The sequence below is a fragment of the Pseudomonas sp. PME37.24/025 genome (genome assembly GCF_055556615.1).
Map to the genome: position 1 here is coordinate 1 of NZ_JBVHNK010000015.1, position 16,593 is coordinate 16,593.

The window sequence follows — 16,593 nt, forward strand, 5'->3', positions numbered from 1 at the left end:
AGCACCCTGGCCAACATCGAGAACGTCATCGGCTCGGCGTTCAATGACACCTTCGCCGTCGGCCCGGATCACACCGCACCGACGATCACACTGGAAGGCGGTGCTGGTGACGACATCTACTACATCAACAACGGCGCTACAGCGACCATCGTCGAGCAGGAAGGTGGCGGCAATGACGAAGTGCGCGTGTCGGTGATCAACCCCGATAACACCTATATAGCGGCGAACATCGAGCGTCTGACCTATGTCGGCAGCGAGGACTTCACCGGTTGGGGCAATGCCAACGACAACATCATCGCCGGTGGTTCGGGTAACGACACACTGTACGGTGGTTCGGGCAACGACACGCTGTACGGTGGCGCGGGTGCCGACCAGTTCATCGGTGGCGCCGGTTACGACACTGTCGGCTATACCGACAGCAGCGTGGCGATGACCATCAACCTGAAGACCGGGGTGTACTCCGGAATCGGGGCGGGCGATACCTTCACCGACATCGAAGCGATCAAGGGGTCGAGCTACAACGACATTTTCTATGGTGGTACCACCGCCATGGGCCTGGACGGTGCCGTTGGGCAGGATCTGGTCAGTTACGAGCTTTCGGACGCAGCGGTGACCATCGACCTGACCACCAATGCCAACGCCGGTGATGCCGAGGGCGACACTTTCACCAACATCGAGTTCTTTCAGGGCAGCAACTTTGATGACACGTTGTTGGGTTCGCGGTTCGGTGACGTCTTTATCGGTGGTGCAGGTGCGGATGTGATTGACGGCCGCGACGGTCAGGACAGCGCCATGTACATCACCAGTGCCACCGCCGTGAACATCAACCTGTTGACTGGCGTCAATCAGGGTGGCGATGCGCAAGGTGATGTATTGAGCAACATCGAGCGCGTAGTGGGCAGTCACTTCAATGACACCCTGACCGGTGATGCCAACGTCAATTACCTTGAAGGCGGGTTGGGTAACGACGTCATCTACGGGGGCGATGGCAACGATTACCTCTATGGCGGGCTGGTGTCCCAGATCGGGCCATTCACCCTTGATGATGTGATCAATGGGCCGCAGGCTGACACCTTGTATGGCGGCAATGGCAACGACACCATTGTCACCGCTGGCAACGACGAGGGCAGCCAGGCCTATGGTGAAGCGGGGGGCGACGTCATCACGGTGGTTCACGGCATGGCCGACGGTGGTGACGGCAACGATCTGCTGACCGGCACGGGCTCGGGCTTTTCGCTATTTGGTGGTGCTGGCGATGACAATCTGGTTCTGCAAGCCAGTGGTTCGGCCTTTGGTGGCGAGGGTGACGATACCTACAACGTCGACACCTCGGCATTGGTGACGATCCAGGACGATGGTGTCAGCGGCTCCGACAAAATAGTGCTGTCGTACATCAGTAGTGCCGAACTGCTGGTTGATCGAGTGGGTAATGACCTCTACCTGCACAGATCGAGTGTTAGTCCAGGAGAGGTTCCGCAGGAAGGTGTACAGCTCAAGGACTGGTTTGCCGGCTCCGATACTATCGAGCAAATCCAGACGGCGGATGGCCAGCTCTTCAACTTGCCGGCCAACGGCGATGCATTTGCCATGTTCGGCTGATACCTGAATCAGGCGCCTTCTCTCCTGCAACGGGATTGAAGGTGCCCGCTTTACGCTTGGGGACGAACCCGGTCTGCATGATCCGGATTCGTCCCTTTTTTGTGTCTGCTACTTGGATTCATGAGCTGGCGCGTTTCCTGCAAGTCCCCCTCATATCGCCATAAAACGAGCGCTTGCGGCCGTACGCCAGCGCCTGACACGGCAGAGCGTTTTAGCCAGACAGCCCGCAAAAGCCTGAAATAGCTTGGCCGAGCTCTGTGAAGAACAAGAGGGGAGACGATGAAGGCAGTAATTCTGGCGGGTGGCCTGGGCACGCGCATCAGCGAGGAGTCGCACCTCAAGCCCAAGCCGATGATCGAGATCGGCGGCAAGCCAATTCTTTGGCACATCATGAAACAGTACTCCGCCCACGGAATTCATGACTTCGTGATTTGCCTTGGCTACAAGGGCTATGCGATCAAGGACTTCTTCGCCAATTACTTCCTGCACACTTCCGACGTCACCTTCGACATGCGCAACAACCGCATGGACGTACATCAGAACTACAGCGAGCCGTGGAGCGTCACCCTCATCGACACCGGCGAGGAAACCATGACCGGTGGCCGCTTGCTGCGCGCCGGCCGTTACCTCAAGGATGAAGACGCCTTCTGTTTTACCTACGGCGACGGCGTCTCCGATATCAATATCCGTCAACTGGTGGACTACCACAGCGCCCACGGTCGTCTGGCAACCGTCACTGCCGTACAACCGCCGGGCCGTTACGGTGCCCTGGAGCGTCACGGCGATCAGGTGCTCGGTTTCACCGAGAAGCCTCGTGGCGACGGTGGCTGGATCAATGGCGGTTTCTTTGTGCTTTCGCCGAAAGTGCTGCCGTACATCGGTGGTGATGACACCACCTGGGAAGCCGAGCCCTTGGCCCGTCTGGCCCAGGAAGAACAGTTGAAGGCCTTCGAGCACGAAGGCTTCTGGCATCCGATGGACACTTTGCGTGACAAGAACCACCTCGAAGCGCTGTGGCAGAGCGGGGAGGCCCCATGGAAGCAATGGGCCTGAGTCCGGAGTTCTGGCGTGGCAAGCGTGTCCTGCTGACCGGCCACACCGGTTTCAAGGGCAGCTGGCTGACGTTGTGGCTGCAAAGTCTCGGTGCCGAGGTCAGCGGGTTTTCGCTCGATCCGTCCACCGAACCGAGCCTGTTCGAACTGGCCCGTGTGCATGAAGGCATCAACGATCAGCGCGGCGACCTGCGTGATCTCGGCGCCTTACTGGAATTGATTACCGAAGTGCAGCCGGAAATCGTCCTGCACCTGGCGGCCCAACCGCTGGTGCGCGAAGGCTATCGCGATCCGCTCGGCACCTATTCCAGCAATGTCATGGGCACTCTCAACCTGCTCGAAGCGATCCGCCAGGTCGGCGGTGTGCGCGCCTGCGTATTGGTGACCACCGACAAGGTTTATGCGAACAAGGAATGGCTGTGGCCATACCGTGAGGACGAAGCCCTCGGCGGTCACGACCCTTACAGCAGCAGCAAGGCTTGCTGTGAATTGTTGGCGCAGTCTTATGCCGCGTCGTTTTTCCCGGCGGACAAGTACACCGAACACGGCCTGGCGTTGGCCACCGCGCGCGCCGGTAACGTGCTGGGCGGCGGTGACTTCGCACCTGAACGCTTGATTCCTGACGTGCTCAAGGCCTGGTCCGCAGACGAGCCCGTGACCCTGCGCTACCCGCAGGCGGTGCGTCCGTGGCAGCACGCGCTGGAACCGCTGGCCGGTTATCTGCAATTGGCCGCTGGCCTCTATGAGCAAGGCCCGGCGTTTGCCGGCGCGTGGAACTTTGGCCCGAGCGAAGCAGACATGTGCAGCGTCGGCGAAGTGGTCGAGCTGCTCGCCAGCCGCTGGCCGCAAGCGCGCGGCTTGCGCATCGAACCGAGTGATTTGCATGAAGCCGGTCTGTTGCGCCTGGACAGCAGTCGCGCCCGGCAACTGTTGGCCTGGCAACCGCGCTGGTCGTTGCAGCAGTGCCTGACCCAGACCCTCGATTGGCACTTGGCGTGGCAGAACGGCGATGACATGCGTGAAGTCACCTTGGGTCAGTTGAACCTGTACCGAGGCGCGCTGTGAGCGAATTTCTGTTGAAAGCCCTGCCGCTGGCCGGTCTGTTCAGCGTGCAGCACAAACGCTTCGAAGATGATCGCGGGCACTTCGCACGGCTGTTTTGCGAAGGCAGCCTGAGCGCTTTCGGCCAGCCGTTTCATATCCGCCAGATCAACCATTCCTGCACCCGCGAGCGGGGGAGTGTGCGCGGTCTGCATTATCAAAACGAGAATGCGGCGGAAGCCAAGTTGATTACCTGCCTGCGCGGTGAGGTCTGGGATGTGGCAGTGGATCTGCGACCCGATTCCGAGACCTTCCTGTCTTGGCACGCCGAGCACCTGAAGGCCGGTGACGGCCGAAGCTTGCTGATTCCGGCCGGCTTCGCCCATGGTTTCCAGACCCTCACCGACGACGCCGAATTGCTCTACCTGCACAGCGCCGATTACACACCTGCGCATGAGGGTGGGTTGTCGGTGAACGATCCACGGCTGGCAATTGCCTGGCCGCTGCCTGTCAATAATCTGTCGGCCAGGGATTCCAGCCATCCCTTGCTCGATGAACACTTCACTGGAGTGCGTCTATGAACTGCCGTGGGTGCGCCGCACCGCTGAGCCTGCCGCTGATCGATCTCGGCACCTCGCCGCCATCCAACGCCTATGTGCACGCGGATCGCCTGGAACAAGCCGAGCAATGGGTGCCATTGAAGGTTGCAGTGTGTCAGCAGTGCTGGTTGGTGCAGACCGAGGATTACACCCGCGCCGACAGCCTGTTCGACGCCGAGTATGCCTATTTCAGCTCGTTCTCCAGCACCTGGCTGGCCCATGCCGAGCGCTATGTGGCGCAAATGGTCGAGCGCTTCGGCCTGACCGCCGACAGCCGTGTGGTGGAAATCGCCGCCAATGACGGTTACCTGTTGCAGTACGTTGCCGGGCGCGGCATCCCTTGCCTGGGCGTCGAACCGACCCGCAGCACTGCGCAAGCGGCGCGGGAAAAAGGCCTGGAGATTCGCGAACTGTTCTTCGGTCGCGACACCGCCGCGCAGCTGAAAAACGAAGGCTGGGCCGCCGACCTGATGGCCGCCAACAACGTGTTGGCCCACGTCCCGGACATCAATGATTTCCTCGGTGGTTTTGCCTCCTTGCTCAAGCCGGCCGGTGTGGCGACGTTCGAGTTTCCACAACTGCTGACGCTGATGGCGGGGCAGCAGTTCGACACGCTGTATCACGAGCACTATTCCTATTTGTCCCTGACCGCCGTGCAGAACTTGTGCGAGCGCAATGGCCTGGAGGTGTTCGATGTCAGCCAGCTGACGACTCACGGTGGATCGCTGCGGGTGTTTGTGCAGCGCAAGGACGGTGAACGCCGCGCCGTACAACCGACCGTGCAGCAACAGTTGCAGGCCGAGCTGGACGCCGGGGTGAAGACGCCCGAGTACTACGCAACCCTCGCGCCAGCGGCTGAACGTATCAAGCACGAACTGCTGCGTTTCCTGCTGCAGGCCAAGGCCGATGGCAAGCGCGTGGTCGGTTATGGCGCGGCGGCCAAGGGCAACACGTTGCTCAACTATGCGGGGGTCAAACCGGACCTGTTGGCCTGGGTCGCCGACGCCAATCCGCACAAGCAGGGCAAGTACTTGCCGGGCAGTCGCATTCCGATCGTTTCGCCGGCGCAGATCGATCTGGAGAAACCGGATTACATCCTGGTGTTGCCGTGGAACCTGTTGCACGAAGTCAGTCAGCAACTGGCGCAAGTACGTCAGTGGGACGGTCGTTTTGTGATCGCGGTGCCTGAGTTGACCGTACTGTGAAAGTGTTGGTGACCGGTGCCACCGGGTTTGTCGGCCGACATCTGGTCGCGGCTTTGCTCGCCCGTGGCTGCCAGGTCCGGGCCGTGGCGCGTAACGCCGAGACCGCTGCGCAACTTCCGTGGATCAATGCCGTGGAGTTCGTGGCAGCGGATATTCATGCCGCCGATGTGGACCTCGCCGCGCTGACCGATGGCGTCGATGCCTTGGCGCATCTCGCCTGGCCAGGATTACCAAACTATCAGGCACTGTTTCACTTCGAGCACAACCTGATGGCCGATTACCGGTTCATCAAGGGCGCGGTCGAGGCGGGCGTGTCGCAGGTGTTGGTGACGGGCACCTGTTTCGAATATGGCCTGCAAAGCGGGCCACTCAGCGAGCAGACCGAGGCGCGGCCGAGTAACCCCTATGGACTGGCCAAGAACACCTTGCGCCTGTTCCTTGAAAACCTGCAGCGCCAACAACCCTTCACCCTGCAATGGGCGCGACTGTTTTACCTGCATGGAGAAGGGCAAAACCCCAACAGTTTACTGGCGGCACTGGACCGGGCAATCGAGGCCGGGGACGACAGTTTCAATATGTCGGCCGGCGAGCAGTTGCGCGATTACCTGGCGATCGACACGGCAGCCAATTACCTCGCCGCGATCCTGCAACAGCGCGAATTTGACGGCGTGATCAATTGTTCCAGTGGCCGGCCGATATCGGTCAGAGCGCTGGTCGAACAACGGCTGCGTGAACGTGACGCGTCGATTCGTTTGAACCTGGGCCATTACCCATACCCGACCCATGAGCCGATGGCGTTCTGGGGGATGGCGGAGCGCTTGCAACAGCTACTGGGAGCAGAGCATGAGGCATGAGTTGTATCGGGTCGCCGACCTGCCGGTGTTGCAGAACCGTACCTTTGCCGATGCGCAATCGGCGAAAGCTTCGGCCTGCGCCGACATGGTATTGGTGCAAGACGAAGTGAGCGGGCTGATCTTCAATCAGGCCTTCGATGCCGACAAGCTCAGCTACGACGCCGACTATCAGAATGAGCAGGCGCACTCCGGCCAGTTCCAGAAGCACCTGAGCGATGTCGAAGGGATCATTGCCCGACACTTCAAGGGTCAGGAGTTGATCGAAGTCGGCTGCGGCAAAGGCTACTTTCTTGAGCTACTCAAAGGCCTGGGCTACGCCATCACCGGTATCGATCCGGCTTATGAAGGCGACAATCGTGATGTGATCAAGGCTCCGTTCACTCGCGGCCTGGGTCTGTCGGCGGACGCTATCGTGCTGCGGCATGTGCTGGAGCATATCCAGGACCCGGTTAGTTTTCTTGCCGAGATGGCCGAGGCCAATCAGGGCGGGCAGATCTACATCGAAGTGCCATGCCTGGACTGGATCCTTGAGCACCGTGCCTGGTTCGACCTGTTCTACGAACACGTCAATTATTTCCGCCTCGATGACCTGCGCCGGATGTTCGGCACCGTGCATGAGGCCGGTCACCTGTTCGGTGGCCAATACCTGTACATCGTCGCCGACCTGTCGACGTTGCGCCTGACCCCGGAGCAACCGGTGCCGCGCCTGACGCTGCCCGAAGGTTTCACCGCCAGCCTCGACCGCGCCGTGCAGATCATTCAGGCCGCGCCCGAACAAGGTTCGGCGATCTGGGGGGGCTCGTCCAAAGGCGTGATTTATTCGCTGTTCCTGCAACGGGCGGGCGTGGCGGTGGATCGCGTGGTGGATATCAACCCGGCCAAACAGGGCCGATATTTGCCCCTGAGCGGCGTGCGGGTGTCCTCGCCGCAAGAGGCCATGGATGCCTTGCCCGAAGGTGCCAACCTGTTTGTGATGAACTCCAATTACCTCGAAGAAATCAAGCGGATGACCGGTGGACGCTACGTCTATCACGCCGTCGATAGCGCTTCGTTCCAGTGACCATTGAGAATTTTGAAATGACCGACAACAGCATCAACGAAGCCTTCGAAGCCGAATGCCGGGAACAGATTGCCCAGCAAGGTGACGACCAGAAACTCACCGGCCTGGCCCAAGAGTTCTTCAACGAATCGGCCAAGCACAAATACAGCTACCACTTCTCGTGGATGGGCCGTCCGATCATCCAGCTGCCGCAAGACATGATGGCCATGCAAGAGATCATCTGGCAGGTCAAACCGGATCTGGTCATCGAGTGCGGCATCGCCCACGGCGGTTCCATCATCTACTACGCATCGTTGCTGGAGCTGCAAGGCCACGGCGAAGTGCTGGGCATCGACCTCGACATTCGCCCGCACAACCGCGAAGCCATCGAAAGCCACCCGATGAGCAAGCGTATTTCGATGATCGAAGGTTCGAGCATCGACCCGGCCATCGCCGCCCAAGTGTGCGCCGCGGCCGAAGGCAAGAAAGTCATTCTGGTGCTGGACTCCAACCACACTCACGATCACGTGCTCGAAGAGCTGCGTCTGTACGCACCGCTGGTGTCGGTGGACAGCTACTGCGTGGTGATGGACACCGTCGTTGAAGACATGCCAGCCGATTTCTTCCCGGATCGCCCATGGGGTCCGGGCGACAACCCGAAAACTGCCGTGTGGAAGTACCTGGAAGAAAACAAGGACTTCGAGATTGACCAGCAGTTGCAAAACAAACTGCTGATCACCGTGGCACCGGACGGCTATCTGCGTCGCGTTCGTTAATCAAAAGTGGTTTCAGGTTCTTGGCGATTGGCCGGTTGTGGGGATAGAAAGATGCAGGTTCAAAGCAGCACTCAAACCAACGTGACACCGCTGAACGAGCTGTTCACGGTAGTGGTCATCACCCACAACCGCAGGGCGTTCCTGCGACGCGCCTTGCAGTATTACAGCCGTTACTCTGCCAAGGTGCTGGTGCTGGATTCGTCCGTGCAGAGTGATGAGTGCATCGCATCTGACTTTCCGTCGGTCGACTATCGCCATTTGCCGCAGTTCACCTATACGGGGTTTCAGCAAAAGCTCGCGTATGGCGTCAGCCAGGTCACCACGCCGTACATGGTGTTGGCTTCCGACGATGATTTCCTGCTGCACGATGCATTGACCGAGTCGGTGAACTTCCTCGAGGCCAATCCCGATTACGGTATGTGCCACGGCTACTGCCTGATGTACCTGACGCACTCCAACTATGTGCAGTACTACCGTCGCGACAAAAAGGTGAAAGAGGATTACAACGCCGAGCGTGCGCAGGATCGTGTACTCGACTACATGGGCCAGTACATTCCGCCGTTCTATGCGGTGCACCGCACTTCGCTGTTGCAGGACTGGTACGCGGCCATGCCGGAGGGCACGATTTTCGAGTGGCAGGAAATCGGCCATGTGTATTACATGCTCGCACGGGCCAAGGCGCGGATTCTGCCAGTGCCTTATGTGGTGCGGGAGGTCAACTACGGCCGTTCGGATCACAACACCGAAATCATTCACGTTCTGAGTTTCAAAGACGCCCGCTCCGTCGCCGAGCGTGAGCGCTTTGCCGGTTTCCTCGCCACGCTGGCGACCGACATCAGTGGCCTGAACCAGACGCAGACCGCAGAGTTCGCCCTGCAAAGTTTTCAGGCGCTGGCCGACAGCCTGGCCACGCGCAATGCATTGACGATCGAGCCGATCTTCGAGTCCTACTGGAAAGACCCCACCATTGGCCCGAAACGCGCATTCGGGACTCAGCAGTATGTCGAGATGCCGTTCTACAACCAGGCGTTTTTCGATCAACTGACCGAGTGCGAGTTTCTGCTCCATGCGATGCCTGCCGGGCGTTTGCAGCTGGAAGAAATGGAGGGTGCGTTACTTCAGCAGCATACGTTGCAGCGCACCTATTCCAATGACACGCCCGAGACCATCCAGACCCGTTTGCTGCATGCCGTTCAGTTGGGTGCATTCAACCGTCAGGTCGTGCAAAAACTGGCGCAGCAGCTGCTGGACATGGGCGAGAGCGCCGATGCGAAAATATTGACCGACTGGATTGTCCGCCTAGGCAGCCTACCGACCTATGACAGCCGTCAGTTGCTGGCCAGTATGCCTTCCGGCCGGTTGTTGAACTGGTTGCAGGCACGCCAGCCGAACGAGACAGCGGTACGGAAAATCAATCAACACCTGGCGGCCAACAAGGGTGGGCCTCAGTTCGGCATTCTATTGCTGGACCTTGAAGCCGACATGGACAAGTTGCAGGTCACCTTCGACAGTCTGATGGAAAGCGCTTTCCGCGCCTTCAAGGTGGTGGTCTTCACCACCGGTGATTTACCCGACGTCACCACCGAACAAAATACCGTGCATTTTGTAAAGGTCAGTGCAAGCAACTACGTCGATAGACTGAACCAGATTGCCCAGCGCTCGACCTCGGACTGGCTGCTGTTGGCCGAGGCCGGCGATGAGTTCACGGCTGCGGGCTTGCTGCGCGCCAGCCTTGAGTTGCAGAACGCCGAAGGTTGCCGTGCGGTGGCAATGGATGAAGTTCATCGCCGTAGTAACGGCACATTGACCGAGGTTTTCCGCCCGGCCTTCAACCTCGACCTGCTGCAAAGTCTGCCGACGTTGACCGCCCGGCATTGGCTGATCCGACGCGAGGTGCTGATAGATGTCGGTGGATATGCCCGCGAGTTCAGCGATGCACTGGAATTCGACCTGCTGCTGCGCCTGATCGAAGCTGGCGGGCTGGCGGGGCTGGCGCATTTGGCCGAGCCATTGCTCATCACCCCGGCGGTGGAGTTGGCGCCGAACGAGCACCAACGACAAACGCTGGTACGCCACTTGGCAACCCGTGGTTATCAGGCGCAGGTCAGTGCCGAAGCGTTCGGTGGCTTGCGGGTCGACTACCGCCACGCGCAGCGTCCGAAGGTGTCGATTATCGTGCGCAGCGAAGACTGTCAGGAGCAATTGCAGCGCTGCCTGGTGAGCGTATTGCAGCGCACGCGCTATCAGAACAACGAAATTATCATCACCGACAACCACAGCCAGTCAGCCGATCTGCTGGCGTGGCTCGACAGTCTGGAGCAAAACGGCCGCGGGCGGATTCGCCTGATCAAGAACCAGCAGCGCGTGAGCCCGTCGGCACTGCTCAACCAGGCCGCCGCGCAGGCGCAAGGTGAGTACCTGATACTGCTCGCGGCTGACGCCGAGGTGGTTAATGCCAATTGGATCGAAACCTTGCTCAACCAGGCTCAGCGTCCGGAAGTAGGGGTGGTGGGTGCCAAGCTGGTTGATCGCGAGGGCAGCGTGACCGGCGCGGGTTTGATTCTGGGGCTGGGAGACGGCGTGGCATCTGCGTTCGTCGGCGAGAAAAAAGACGCACCGGGTCATATGCATCGACTGTTGGTCGAGCAGAATTATTCGGCGGTTTCCGACGCTTGTCTGATGGTGCGCAAAGAGGTGTTCGATGCACTGGGCGGGCTGGATGAAGAGCATTTCGAGCAAGCGTATGCCGATGTCGACTTGTGCCTGAAAGTCGCCGATGCCGGGTTGCTGACCGTATGGACGCCGCAAGTGCAAATCGTCCATCCCGGCACTTTGCCGGATCACCCGCAGGCGGCAGCTGCTCTGCGTGACAAGTGGCACGCTCGCTTCGAACAGGATTCAGCCTGCAACCAGAACCTGGCCTGGACCGGCAAGGGCTTTACTCTCGGCGAACCGACTAGCTTGAACTGGGCGCAGTTGCTCGTATAAGCCTGGCTGACAGGTAAAAGGACTCAAGGCATGTTCAACGGTAAATCGATTTTCATCTCCGGCGGCACCGGCTCGTTCGGGCGCAATTTCATCCGCCGGCTGCTGGAGCAATATCAGCCCAAGCGCGTGGTGGTGTTTTCCCGCGATGAGCTCAAGCAATACGAGATGCAGCAGACATTCAACGCACCGTGCATGCGGTACTTCATCGGTGATGTGCGCGACGCCGAACGTTTGCGTCAGGCCATGCGCGGCATCGATTACGTGGTGCATGCAGCAGCCTTGAAACAAGTGCCGGCGGCGGAATACAACCCTACCGAATGCATCCGCACCAACGTCAACGGCGCGGAAAACATCATTGCCGCTGCCATCGACAACGGCGTGAAAAAAGTCGTAGCGCTGTCCACCGACAAGGCCGCCAGCCCGATCAATCTGTACGGCGCGACCAAGTTGCTATCGGACAAGCTGTTCGTGGCCGCTAACAACATTGCTGGCGAACAGCAGACCCGCTTTTGCGTGGTGCGCTATGGCAACGTTGCTGGCTCGCGTGGATCGGTAGTGCCGTTCTTCAGCAAACTGATTGCCGAGGGCGCCAAAGAACTGCCGATCACCGACGAGCGCATGACGCGGTTCTGGATCACCCTCGATCACGGTGTGAAGTTTGTGCTCGACAGCTTCGCCCGCATGCACGGCGGTGAAGTGTTTGTGCCGAAGATCCCGTCGATTCGCATCGTCGATCTGGCGCTGGGCATGGCTGCACATTTGCCGCACAAAAACGTCGGCATTCGTCCGGGGGAAAAACTCCATGAACTGATGGTGCCGCTGGACGATGCGCGCATGACCCTGGAGTTCGATGATCACTACACCATTCAGCCGTCGATTCGTTTCACCAGCGTCGACGTGGATTTTGCCGTCGACAAACTGGGCGAGCAGGGCCGGCCGGTGAGCGAAGATTTCGAGTACCGCTCCGACACCAACCCGCACTTCCTGTCGATAGGCCAGATCGCTGACCTGCACGCGGAGCTGTCGGCATGATTCCCTACGGTCGGCAAAGCCTCGATCAGGCCGATATCGACGCGGTGGTTGCCGTGTTGCAGTCCGACTGGCTGACGCAAGGGCCGACCATCGAGCGTTTCGAACAGGCCATGGCCGAGCGTTGTCAGGCCGATTTCGCGGTGGCGGTGTGCAATGCCACGGCGGCGTTGCACATTGCCTGCCTCGCCGCCGGCCTGGGGCCGGGCGATCGCTTGTGGACCACGCCGAACACTTTCCTGGCCTCGGCCAACTGCGGTCGCTATTGCGGCGCCGAGGTCGATTTCGTCGACATCGATCCGCTGACCTGGAACCTCGACGCCTGCACCTTGGCGTCGAAGCTTGAAATCGCCGAGCGCGACGGCAAACTGCCGAGAGTGCTGGTGGCGGTGGCGTTCTCCGGACAGAGCTGCGACATGCGCAGGATCGCCGAACTGGCCGAGCGCTATGGTTTTACGGTGATCGAGGATGCCTCCCACGCGGTCGGTGCGTCTTATGCCGGGCGTCCGGTGGGTTGCGGCGAATTCGCGGCGATGACGGTGTTCAGTTTCCACCCGGTGAAGATTATCACCAGCGCCGAAGGCGGCATGGTACTGACCAATCGCCCGGAACTGGCCGAGCGTTTGCAGCGCCTGCGCAGCCATGGCATGACCCGTGACCCTGCGCAGATGACCGAACCCAGCCATGGCCCCTGGTACTACCAGCAAGTGGAATTGGGCTTTAATTACCGGATCACCGACCTGCAAGCGGCCCTCGGTCTGTCGCAGTTGAACAAGCTCGATGGTTTCATCGAACGCCGTCGTGAACTGGCGGCGCGTTATGAGCGGTTGCTGGCGTCCTTGCCGCTGACCTTGCCCTGCGCGCAGCCGGAGGCCGAGTCGGCATGGCATCTGTACGTGGTGCGCTTGCAGACGGAGCGGATCAGCCTCAGCCATCGACAGGTGTTTGAAGGCTTGCGAGCGGCCGGGGTGGGTGTGAACCTGCACTATATTCCGCTGCACGTGCAGCCGTATTATCGCGACCTGGGTTTTGCCGAGGGGGATTTCCCAGAGGCCGAACGTTATTACGCCGAGGCCATCAGCCTGCCGCTGTTTCCTCTGCTGAGCGATGAACAACAGGATTATGTAGTCGAGCAATTGCGACGACTGATCCTTGAGGAGTAGTGACTCTTGAGCTGCGTTGCGATCATTCCGGCCCGTGGTGGCAGCAAGCGAATACCGCGCAAGAACCTCAAGCCGTTCGACGGCGTGCAGATGATTGTCCGTTCGATTCGCACGACGCTGGAGTCGAATCTGTTTGATCAGGTGATCGTCAGCACCGACGATGAAGAAATCGCCGAGGTCGCACGGGCCAATGGGGCTCAAGTGCCGTTCATGCGGCCTGCGGCGCTTGCCGACGATTTCACCGGGACCGCAGCGGTGATCGTGCATGCTTTGCAGCAATTGCCGCCGTTCGACTATGCGTGCTGCGTCTACGCGACGGCGCCCCTGTTGCAGGCGCGTTATTTGCGTCAGGGGCATGAGTTGTTGATGCAGCATCCGGACAAGTCTTTCGCGTTTTCAGTCGCCGGTTTTGGCTTCCCGGTACAACGGGCCTTGACCCTCGACGAGCAGGGCGCCTTGACCTCGCTCTACCCGGAATTTCGCGACACCCGTTCTCAGGATTTGCCCGAAGCCTTTCAAGATGCCGGCCAGTTCTACTGGGGGCGCAGCGAGGCCTGGTTGCGCGGCGATGTGTTGTTCTCGCCGGCGAGCCTGCCGGTGATCCTGCCGCGGCATCTGGTGCAGGATATCGACACGCTTGAGGACTGGACGCGTGCCGAATACCTTTATGCCGCGTTGAAGGCTGGGGGTGAATTGCAATGAGGGTACTGATCCGCGCTGATGCATCGCCGACCATTGGCAGTGGTCATATCGCCCGCTGCCTGACTCTGGCCAGGGTATTACGCAAGCAGGGCGCGCATGTTGCTTTCGCGTGTCGTGTGTTGCCGGGGCATCGGCTAGACAGTCTGCAGGCCGAGGATTTCGAGACTTTCGCGCTGCCGGAGCGCTACCCCGATGAAGACCCGCAGCAGGCCATCGAGTCGATGCTGCCGTGGCAAGCGGACATCGCTGCGCTGGGGCAAGCATTGGAAAGTCATCCAGCCTTCGACTGGGTCATCGTCGACCACTATGGGCTCGATCACCATTGGCAGACCGCAGCCCGCCGTTGGGCTCCACGAATCGCGGCGGTGGACGATTTGGCCACTCGGCAATACAGCGTCGATCTGTTGCTCAATCAAAATCTGTCGGGCACCCCAGAGGCTTATGCCTCACTGCTGACGCCCGATTGCCAGACCCTGCTGGGCCCACGGTTTGCCCTGCTGCGCGATGAGTTCTGTTGTCCGGCAATCGAGATCAAACCTCGGGCCAGGCGAGTGCTGGTGAATTTCGGCGGTTTCGATGCGGCCATGCAGACCCATCACGCGATGTTGGCATTGGCGGACCTCCATGAGCTGGAGGTCGATTTCGTGGCGGGTGCAGACAATCCAGCCTGGGAGCAGATGCAGGCTCTGGCGGCGTATCGTCCGAACTGGCGCTTGCACAGTTTTGTCAGCGACTTCTACCGGCTGATGACTGAGGCTGATCTGTTCATCGGTGCCGGTGGCGGTACCAGTTGGGAGCGGGCGGCCATGGGGCTGCCGACGATCTGCATTGCGGTCTCGAATAATCAGCAGGCCAACGGCGAGGTGATGGCGACCTCGGGGGCTCATGTGTTCCTGGGCAATCGCGAGCGGGTCAGCATCGAGCAGTTGCATCAGACCATCGGTTTTGTCGTGGGCAATCAGGGGATTCGTCAGAGTCTGGCCGAACGTTCGCGGCAGTTGGTCGATGGCCGTGGGGTGCAGCGGGTGGCGGCAGCGCTGGCGGGGGCGGTGTTGCAGGTTCGTCAGGCCACTCAGGATGATGCGCAATTGTTGTTCGAGGGGCGCAATGCCGAGGCGGTACGGCGCTGGTCGCTGGACACGCACGTCATCGACTGGCAACGGCATCAGGCCTGGCTGGCCGCGAGCCTGAGCAACCCGCGGCGGTTGCTGTTGATCGCCGAGGCGGATGATGGCCCGGTCGGTGTGCTGCGTTATGACCTCGACGATGCTCGTGCCGAAGTCTCGATTTATTTGTTCGAAAACCGAATTGGCCTGGGTTGGGGCAGGGCGCTGCTGACGCGGGGCGAAGCTTTCGTCACCGCTCATTGGCCGCGACTGGAAGCCATCACCGCTCAGGTGCTGCCGGCCAATCAAGCGTCGCTGAAAGTTTTCCGCGAGGCAGGTTTCACTCAGAGTGCTTGTGCGTTCACACGCGTTTTAAAGGATCACCCATGACCAGTTTCAAGATCGGCAACCGCTCGATCGGTGCCGATGCGCCGCCGTTCATCATTGCCGAGATGAGCGGCAACCATAACCAGTCGCTGGACGTGGCGCTGCAAATCGTCGAAGCCGCGGCCAAGGCCGGCGCGCATGCCTTGAAGCTGCAAACCTACACCGCCGAGACCATGACCCTGGACCTGTCCGAAGGCGAGTTCTTCATCAAGGACCCCAACAGCCTGTGGGCCGGTTCTTCGCTGTACGCGCTGTACGAGAAGGCCCATACGCCGTGGGAATGGCACGCGCCAATCTTCGCTCGGGCTAAGGAGCTGGGCATGCTGGCGTTCTCCACACCGTTCGATGACACCGCGGTGGACTTCCTCGAAAGCCTGGATGTGCCGGCCTACAAGATCGCCAGTTTCGAGAACACCGATCTGCCGTTGATCCGGCGGGTCGCTGCCACCGGCAAGCCGCTGATCATTTCCACCGGCATGGCCAGCATCGCCGAACTCGATGAAACCGTGCGCGCCGCCCGTGAGGCCGGTTGCAAGGATTTGGTGTTGCTCAAGTGCACCAGCACGTACCCGGCGACACCGGCTAACAGCAATGTGCGCACCATCCCTCATCTGCGTGAGTTGTTTGGCTGTGAGGTCGGTTTGTCCGATCATTCGATGGGGGTCGGAGTGTCCGTCGCTGCGGTGGCGTTGGGGGCGACGGTGGTGGAAAAACATTTCACCCTCGACCGTGCCGCCGGTGGCGTGGACGCCAGTTTCTCCCTGGAACCGGCCGAACTCGCCAGCCTGGTGATCGAAACCGAGCGTGCCTGGCAAGCCATGGGCCAGGTGCATTACGGCGTGACTGAAGCCGAGCGCAAGTCCCTGGTGTACCGCCGGTCGCTGTATGTCACCCGGGACATGGTCGCCGGAGAGCCTTTCACCGTCGCCAATCTGCGGGCCATCCGGCCTGGCCTGGGGCTCGCCCCCAAACACGCTGAAACCCTTCTGGGCCGCCGCGCCCGACAAGCCATCAAGCGCGGAACCCCGCTGGACTGGTCGCTGGTCGAATAAC

The 16,593-nt window shown here is 60.3% G+C and carries 14 protein-coding genes; all 14 read left to right on the forward strand.

Annotated features, from left to right (window positions below; genetic code table 11):
- The coding region (locus ACZ3HH_RS24540) for a calcium-binding protein (RefSeq protein ID WP_465808508.1) at positions 1–1,599 on the forward strand (1,599 nt) is incomplete at its 5' end.
- A 279-nt stretch (positions 1,600–1,878) separates the two neighbouring features.
- Positions 1,879–2,652 carry a glucose-1-phosphate cytidylyltransferase gene (rfbF, locus tag ACZ3HH_RS24545; RefSeq protein WP_367374698.1) on the forward strand — a complete coding sequence of 258 codons (774 nt, stop codon included), beginning with the start codon at positions 1,879–1,881 and terminating at the stop codon, positions 2,650–2,652.
- Entirely contained in the window at positions 2,634–3,716 is a 1,083-nt protein-coding gene (gene rfbG / locus ACZ3HH_RS24550) for a CDP-glucose 4,6-dehydratase (RefSeq protein ID WP_465808513.1), read from the forward strand. The genes rfbF and rfbG overlap by 19 nt, the downstream gene beginning before the upstream one ends.
- Positions 3,713–4,273: a dTDP-4-dehydrorhamnose 3,5-epimerase family protein gene (locus tag ACZ3HH_RS24555; protein WP_465808515.1), complete on the forward strand. Its 561-nt coding sequence runs from the start codon at positions 3,713–3,715 to the stop codon at positions 4,271–4,273. The genes rfbG and ACZ3HH_RS24555 overlap by 4 nt, the downstream gene beginning before the upstream one ends.
- On the forward strand, positions 4,270–5,496 hold the full coding sequence (locus tag ACZ3HH_RS24560; RefSeq protein ID WP_465808517.1) for a methyltransferase domain-containing protein: 1,227 nt from the start codon (positions 4,270–4,272) through the stop codon (positions 5,494–5,496). The genes ACZ3HH_RS24555 and ACZ3HH_RS24560 overlap by 4 nt, the downstream gene beginning before the upstream one ends.
- On the forward strand, positions 5,493–6,350 hold the full coding sequence (locus ACZ3HH_RS24565) for an NAD-dependent epimerase/dehydratase family protein (RefSeq protein WP_465808519.1): 858 nt from the start codon (positions 5,493–5,495) through the stop codon (positions 6,348–6,350). Before ACZ3HH_RS24560 ends, ACZ3HH_RS24565 begins: the two co-directional genes overlap by 4 nt.
- Complete coding sequence (locus tag ACZ3HH_RS24570) at positions 6,340–7,410, forward strand: class I SAM-dependent methyltransferase (RefSeq protein ID WP_465808521.1); 1,071 nt, start codon at positions 6,340–6,342, stop codon at positions 7,408–7,410. The genes ACZ3HH_RS24565 and ACZ3HH_RS24570 overlap by 11 nt, the downstream gene beginning before the upstream one ends.
- A gap of 17 nt (positions 7,411–7,427) precedes the next feature.
- The gene (locus ACZ3HH_RS24575; RefSeq protein WP_465808523.1) at positions 7,428–8,165 is read left to right on the forward strand and encodes a cephalosporin hydroxylase family protein; all 738 of its coding nucleotides are present in this window, start codon (positions 7,428–7,430) and stop codon (positions 8,163–8,165) included.
- Positions 8,166–8,216: 51 nt separating this feature from the next.
- On the forward strand, positions 8,217–11,153 hold the full coding sequence (locus ACZ3HH_RS24580) for a TIGR00180 family glycosyltransferase (protein ID WP_465808525.1): 2,937 nt from the start codon (positions 8,217–8,219) through the stop codon (positions 11,151–11,153).
- A 30-nt stretch (positions 11,154–11,183) separates the two neighbouring features.
- Entirely contained in the window at positions 11,184–12,185 is a 1,002-nt protein-coding gene (gene pseB / locus ACZ3HH_RS24585; protein WP_465808527.1) for a UDP-N-acetylglucosamine 4,6-dehydratase (inverting), read from the forward strand.
- The gene (pseC, locus tag ACZ3HH_RS24590; RefSeq protein WP_465808530.1) at positions 12,182–13,345 is read left to right on the forward strand and encodes a UDP-4-amino-4,6-dideoxy-N-acetyl-beta-L-altrosamine transaminase; all 1,164 of its coding nucleotides are present in this window, start codon (positions 12,182–12,184) and stop codon (positions 13,343–13,345) included. Before pseB ends, pseC begins: the two co-directional genes overlap by 4 nt.
- A 6-nt stretch (positions 13,346–13,351) precedes the next feature.
- Positions 13,352–14,047, forward strand: a complete 696-nt coding sequence (gene pseF / locus ACZ3HH_RS24595; RefSeq protein WP_465808532.1) for a pseudaminic acid cytidylyltransferase — start codon at positions 13,352–13,354, stop codon at positions 14,045–14,047.
- Positions 14,044–15,543: a UDP-2,4-diacetamido-2,4,6-trideoxy-beta-L-altropyranose hydrolase gene (pseG, locus tag ACZ3HH_RS24600; RefSeq protein ID WP_465808534.1), complete on the forward strand. Its 1,500-nt coding sequence runs from the start codon at positions 14,044–14,046 to the stop codon at positions 15,541–15,543. The genes pseF and pseG overlap by 4 nt, the downstream gene beginning before the upstream one ends.
- Positions 15,540–16,592 (forward strand): pseudaminic acid synthase, encoded by a 1,053-nt coding sequence (pseI, locus tag ACZ3HH_RS24605; RefSeq protein WP_465808536.1) that lies wholly within the window; start codon positions 15,540–15,542, stop codon positions 16,590–16,592. Before pseG ends, pseI begins: the two co-directional genes overlap by 4 nt.
- Position 16,593 lies beyond the last annotated feature (1 nt).

Coding starts and splice junctions, on each gene's coding strand:
- rfbF (WP_367374698.1), top strand. CDS start 1,879: ATGAAGGCAGTAATTCTGGCGGGTGGCCTGGGCACGCGCATCAGCGAG.
- rfbG (WP_465808513.1), top strand. CDS start 2,634: ATGGAAGCAATGGGCCTGAGTCCGGAGTTCTGGCGTGGCAAGCGTGTC.
- ACZ3HH_RS24560 (WP_465808517.1), top strand. CDS start 4,270: ATGAACTGCCGTGGGTGCGCCGCACCGCTGAGCCTGCCGCTGATCGAT.
- ACZ3HH_RS24570 (WP_465808521.1), top strand. CDS start 6,340: ATGAGGCATGAGTTGTATCGGGTCGCCGACCTGCCGGTGTTGCAGAAC.
- ACZ3HH_RS24575 (WP_465808523.1), top strand. CDS start 7,428: ATGACCGACAACAGCATCAACGAAGCCTTCGAAGCCGAATGCCGGGAA.
- ACZ3HH_RS24580 (WP_465808525.1), top strand. CDS start 8,217: ATGCAGGTTCAAAGCAGCACTCAAACCAACGTGACACCGCTGAACGAG.
- pseB (WP_465808527.1), top strand. CDS start 11,184: ATGTTCAACGGTAAATCGATTTTCATCTCCGGCGGCACCGGCTCGTTC.
- pseC (WP_465808530.1), top strand. CDS start 12,182: ATGATTCCCTACGGTCGGCAAAGCCTCGATCAGGCCGATATCGACGCG.
- pseG (WP_465808534.1), top strand. CDS start 14,044: ATGAGGGTACTGATCCGCGCTGATGCATCGCCGACCATTGGCAGTGGT.
- pseI (WP_465808536.1), top strand. CDS start 15,540: ATGACCAGTTTCAAGATCGGCAACCGCTCGATCGGTGCCGATGCGCCG.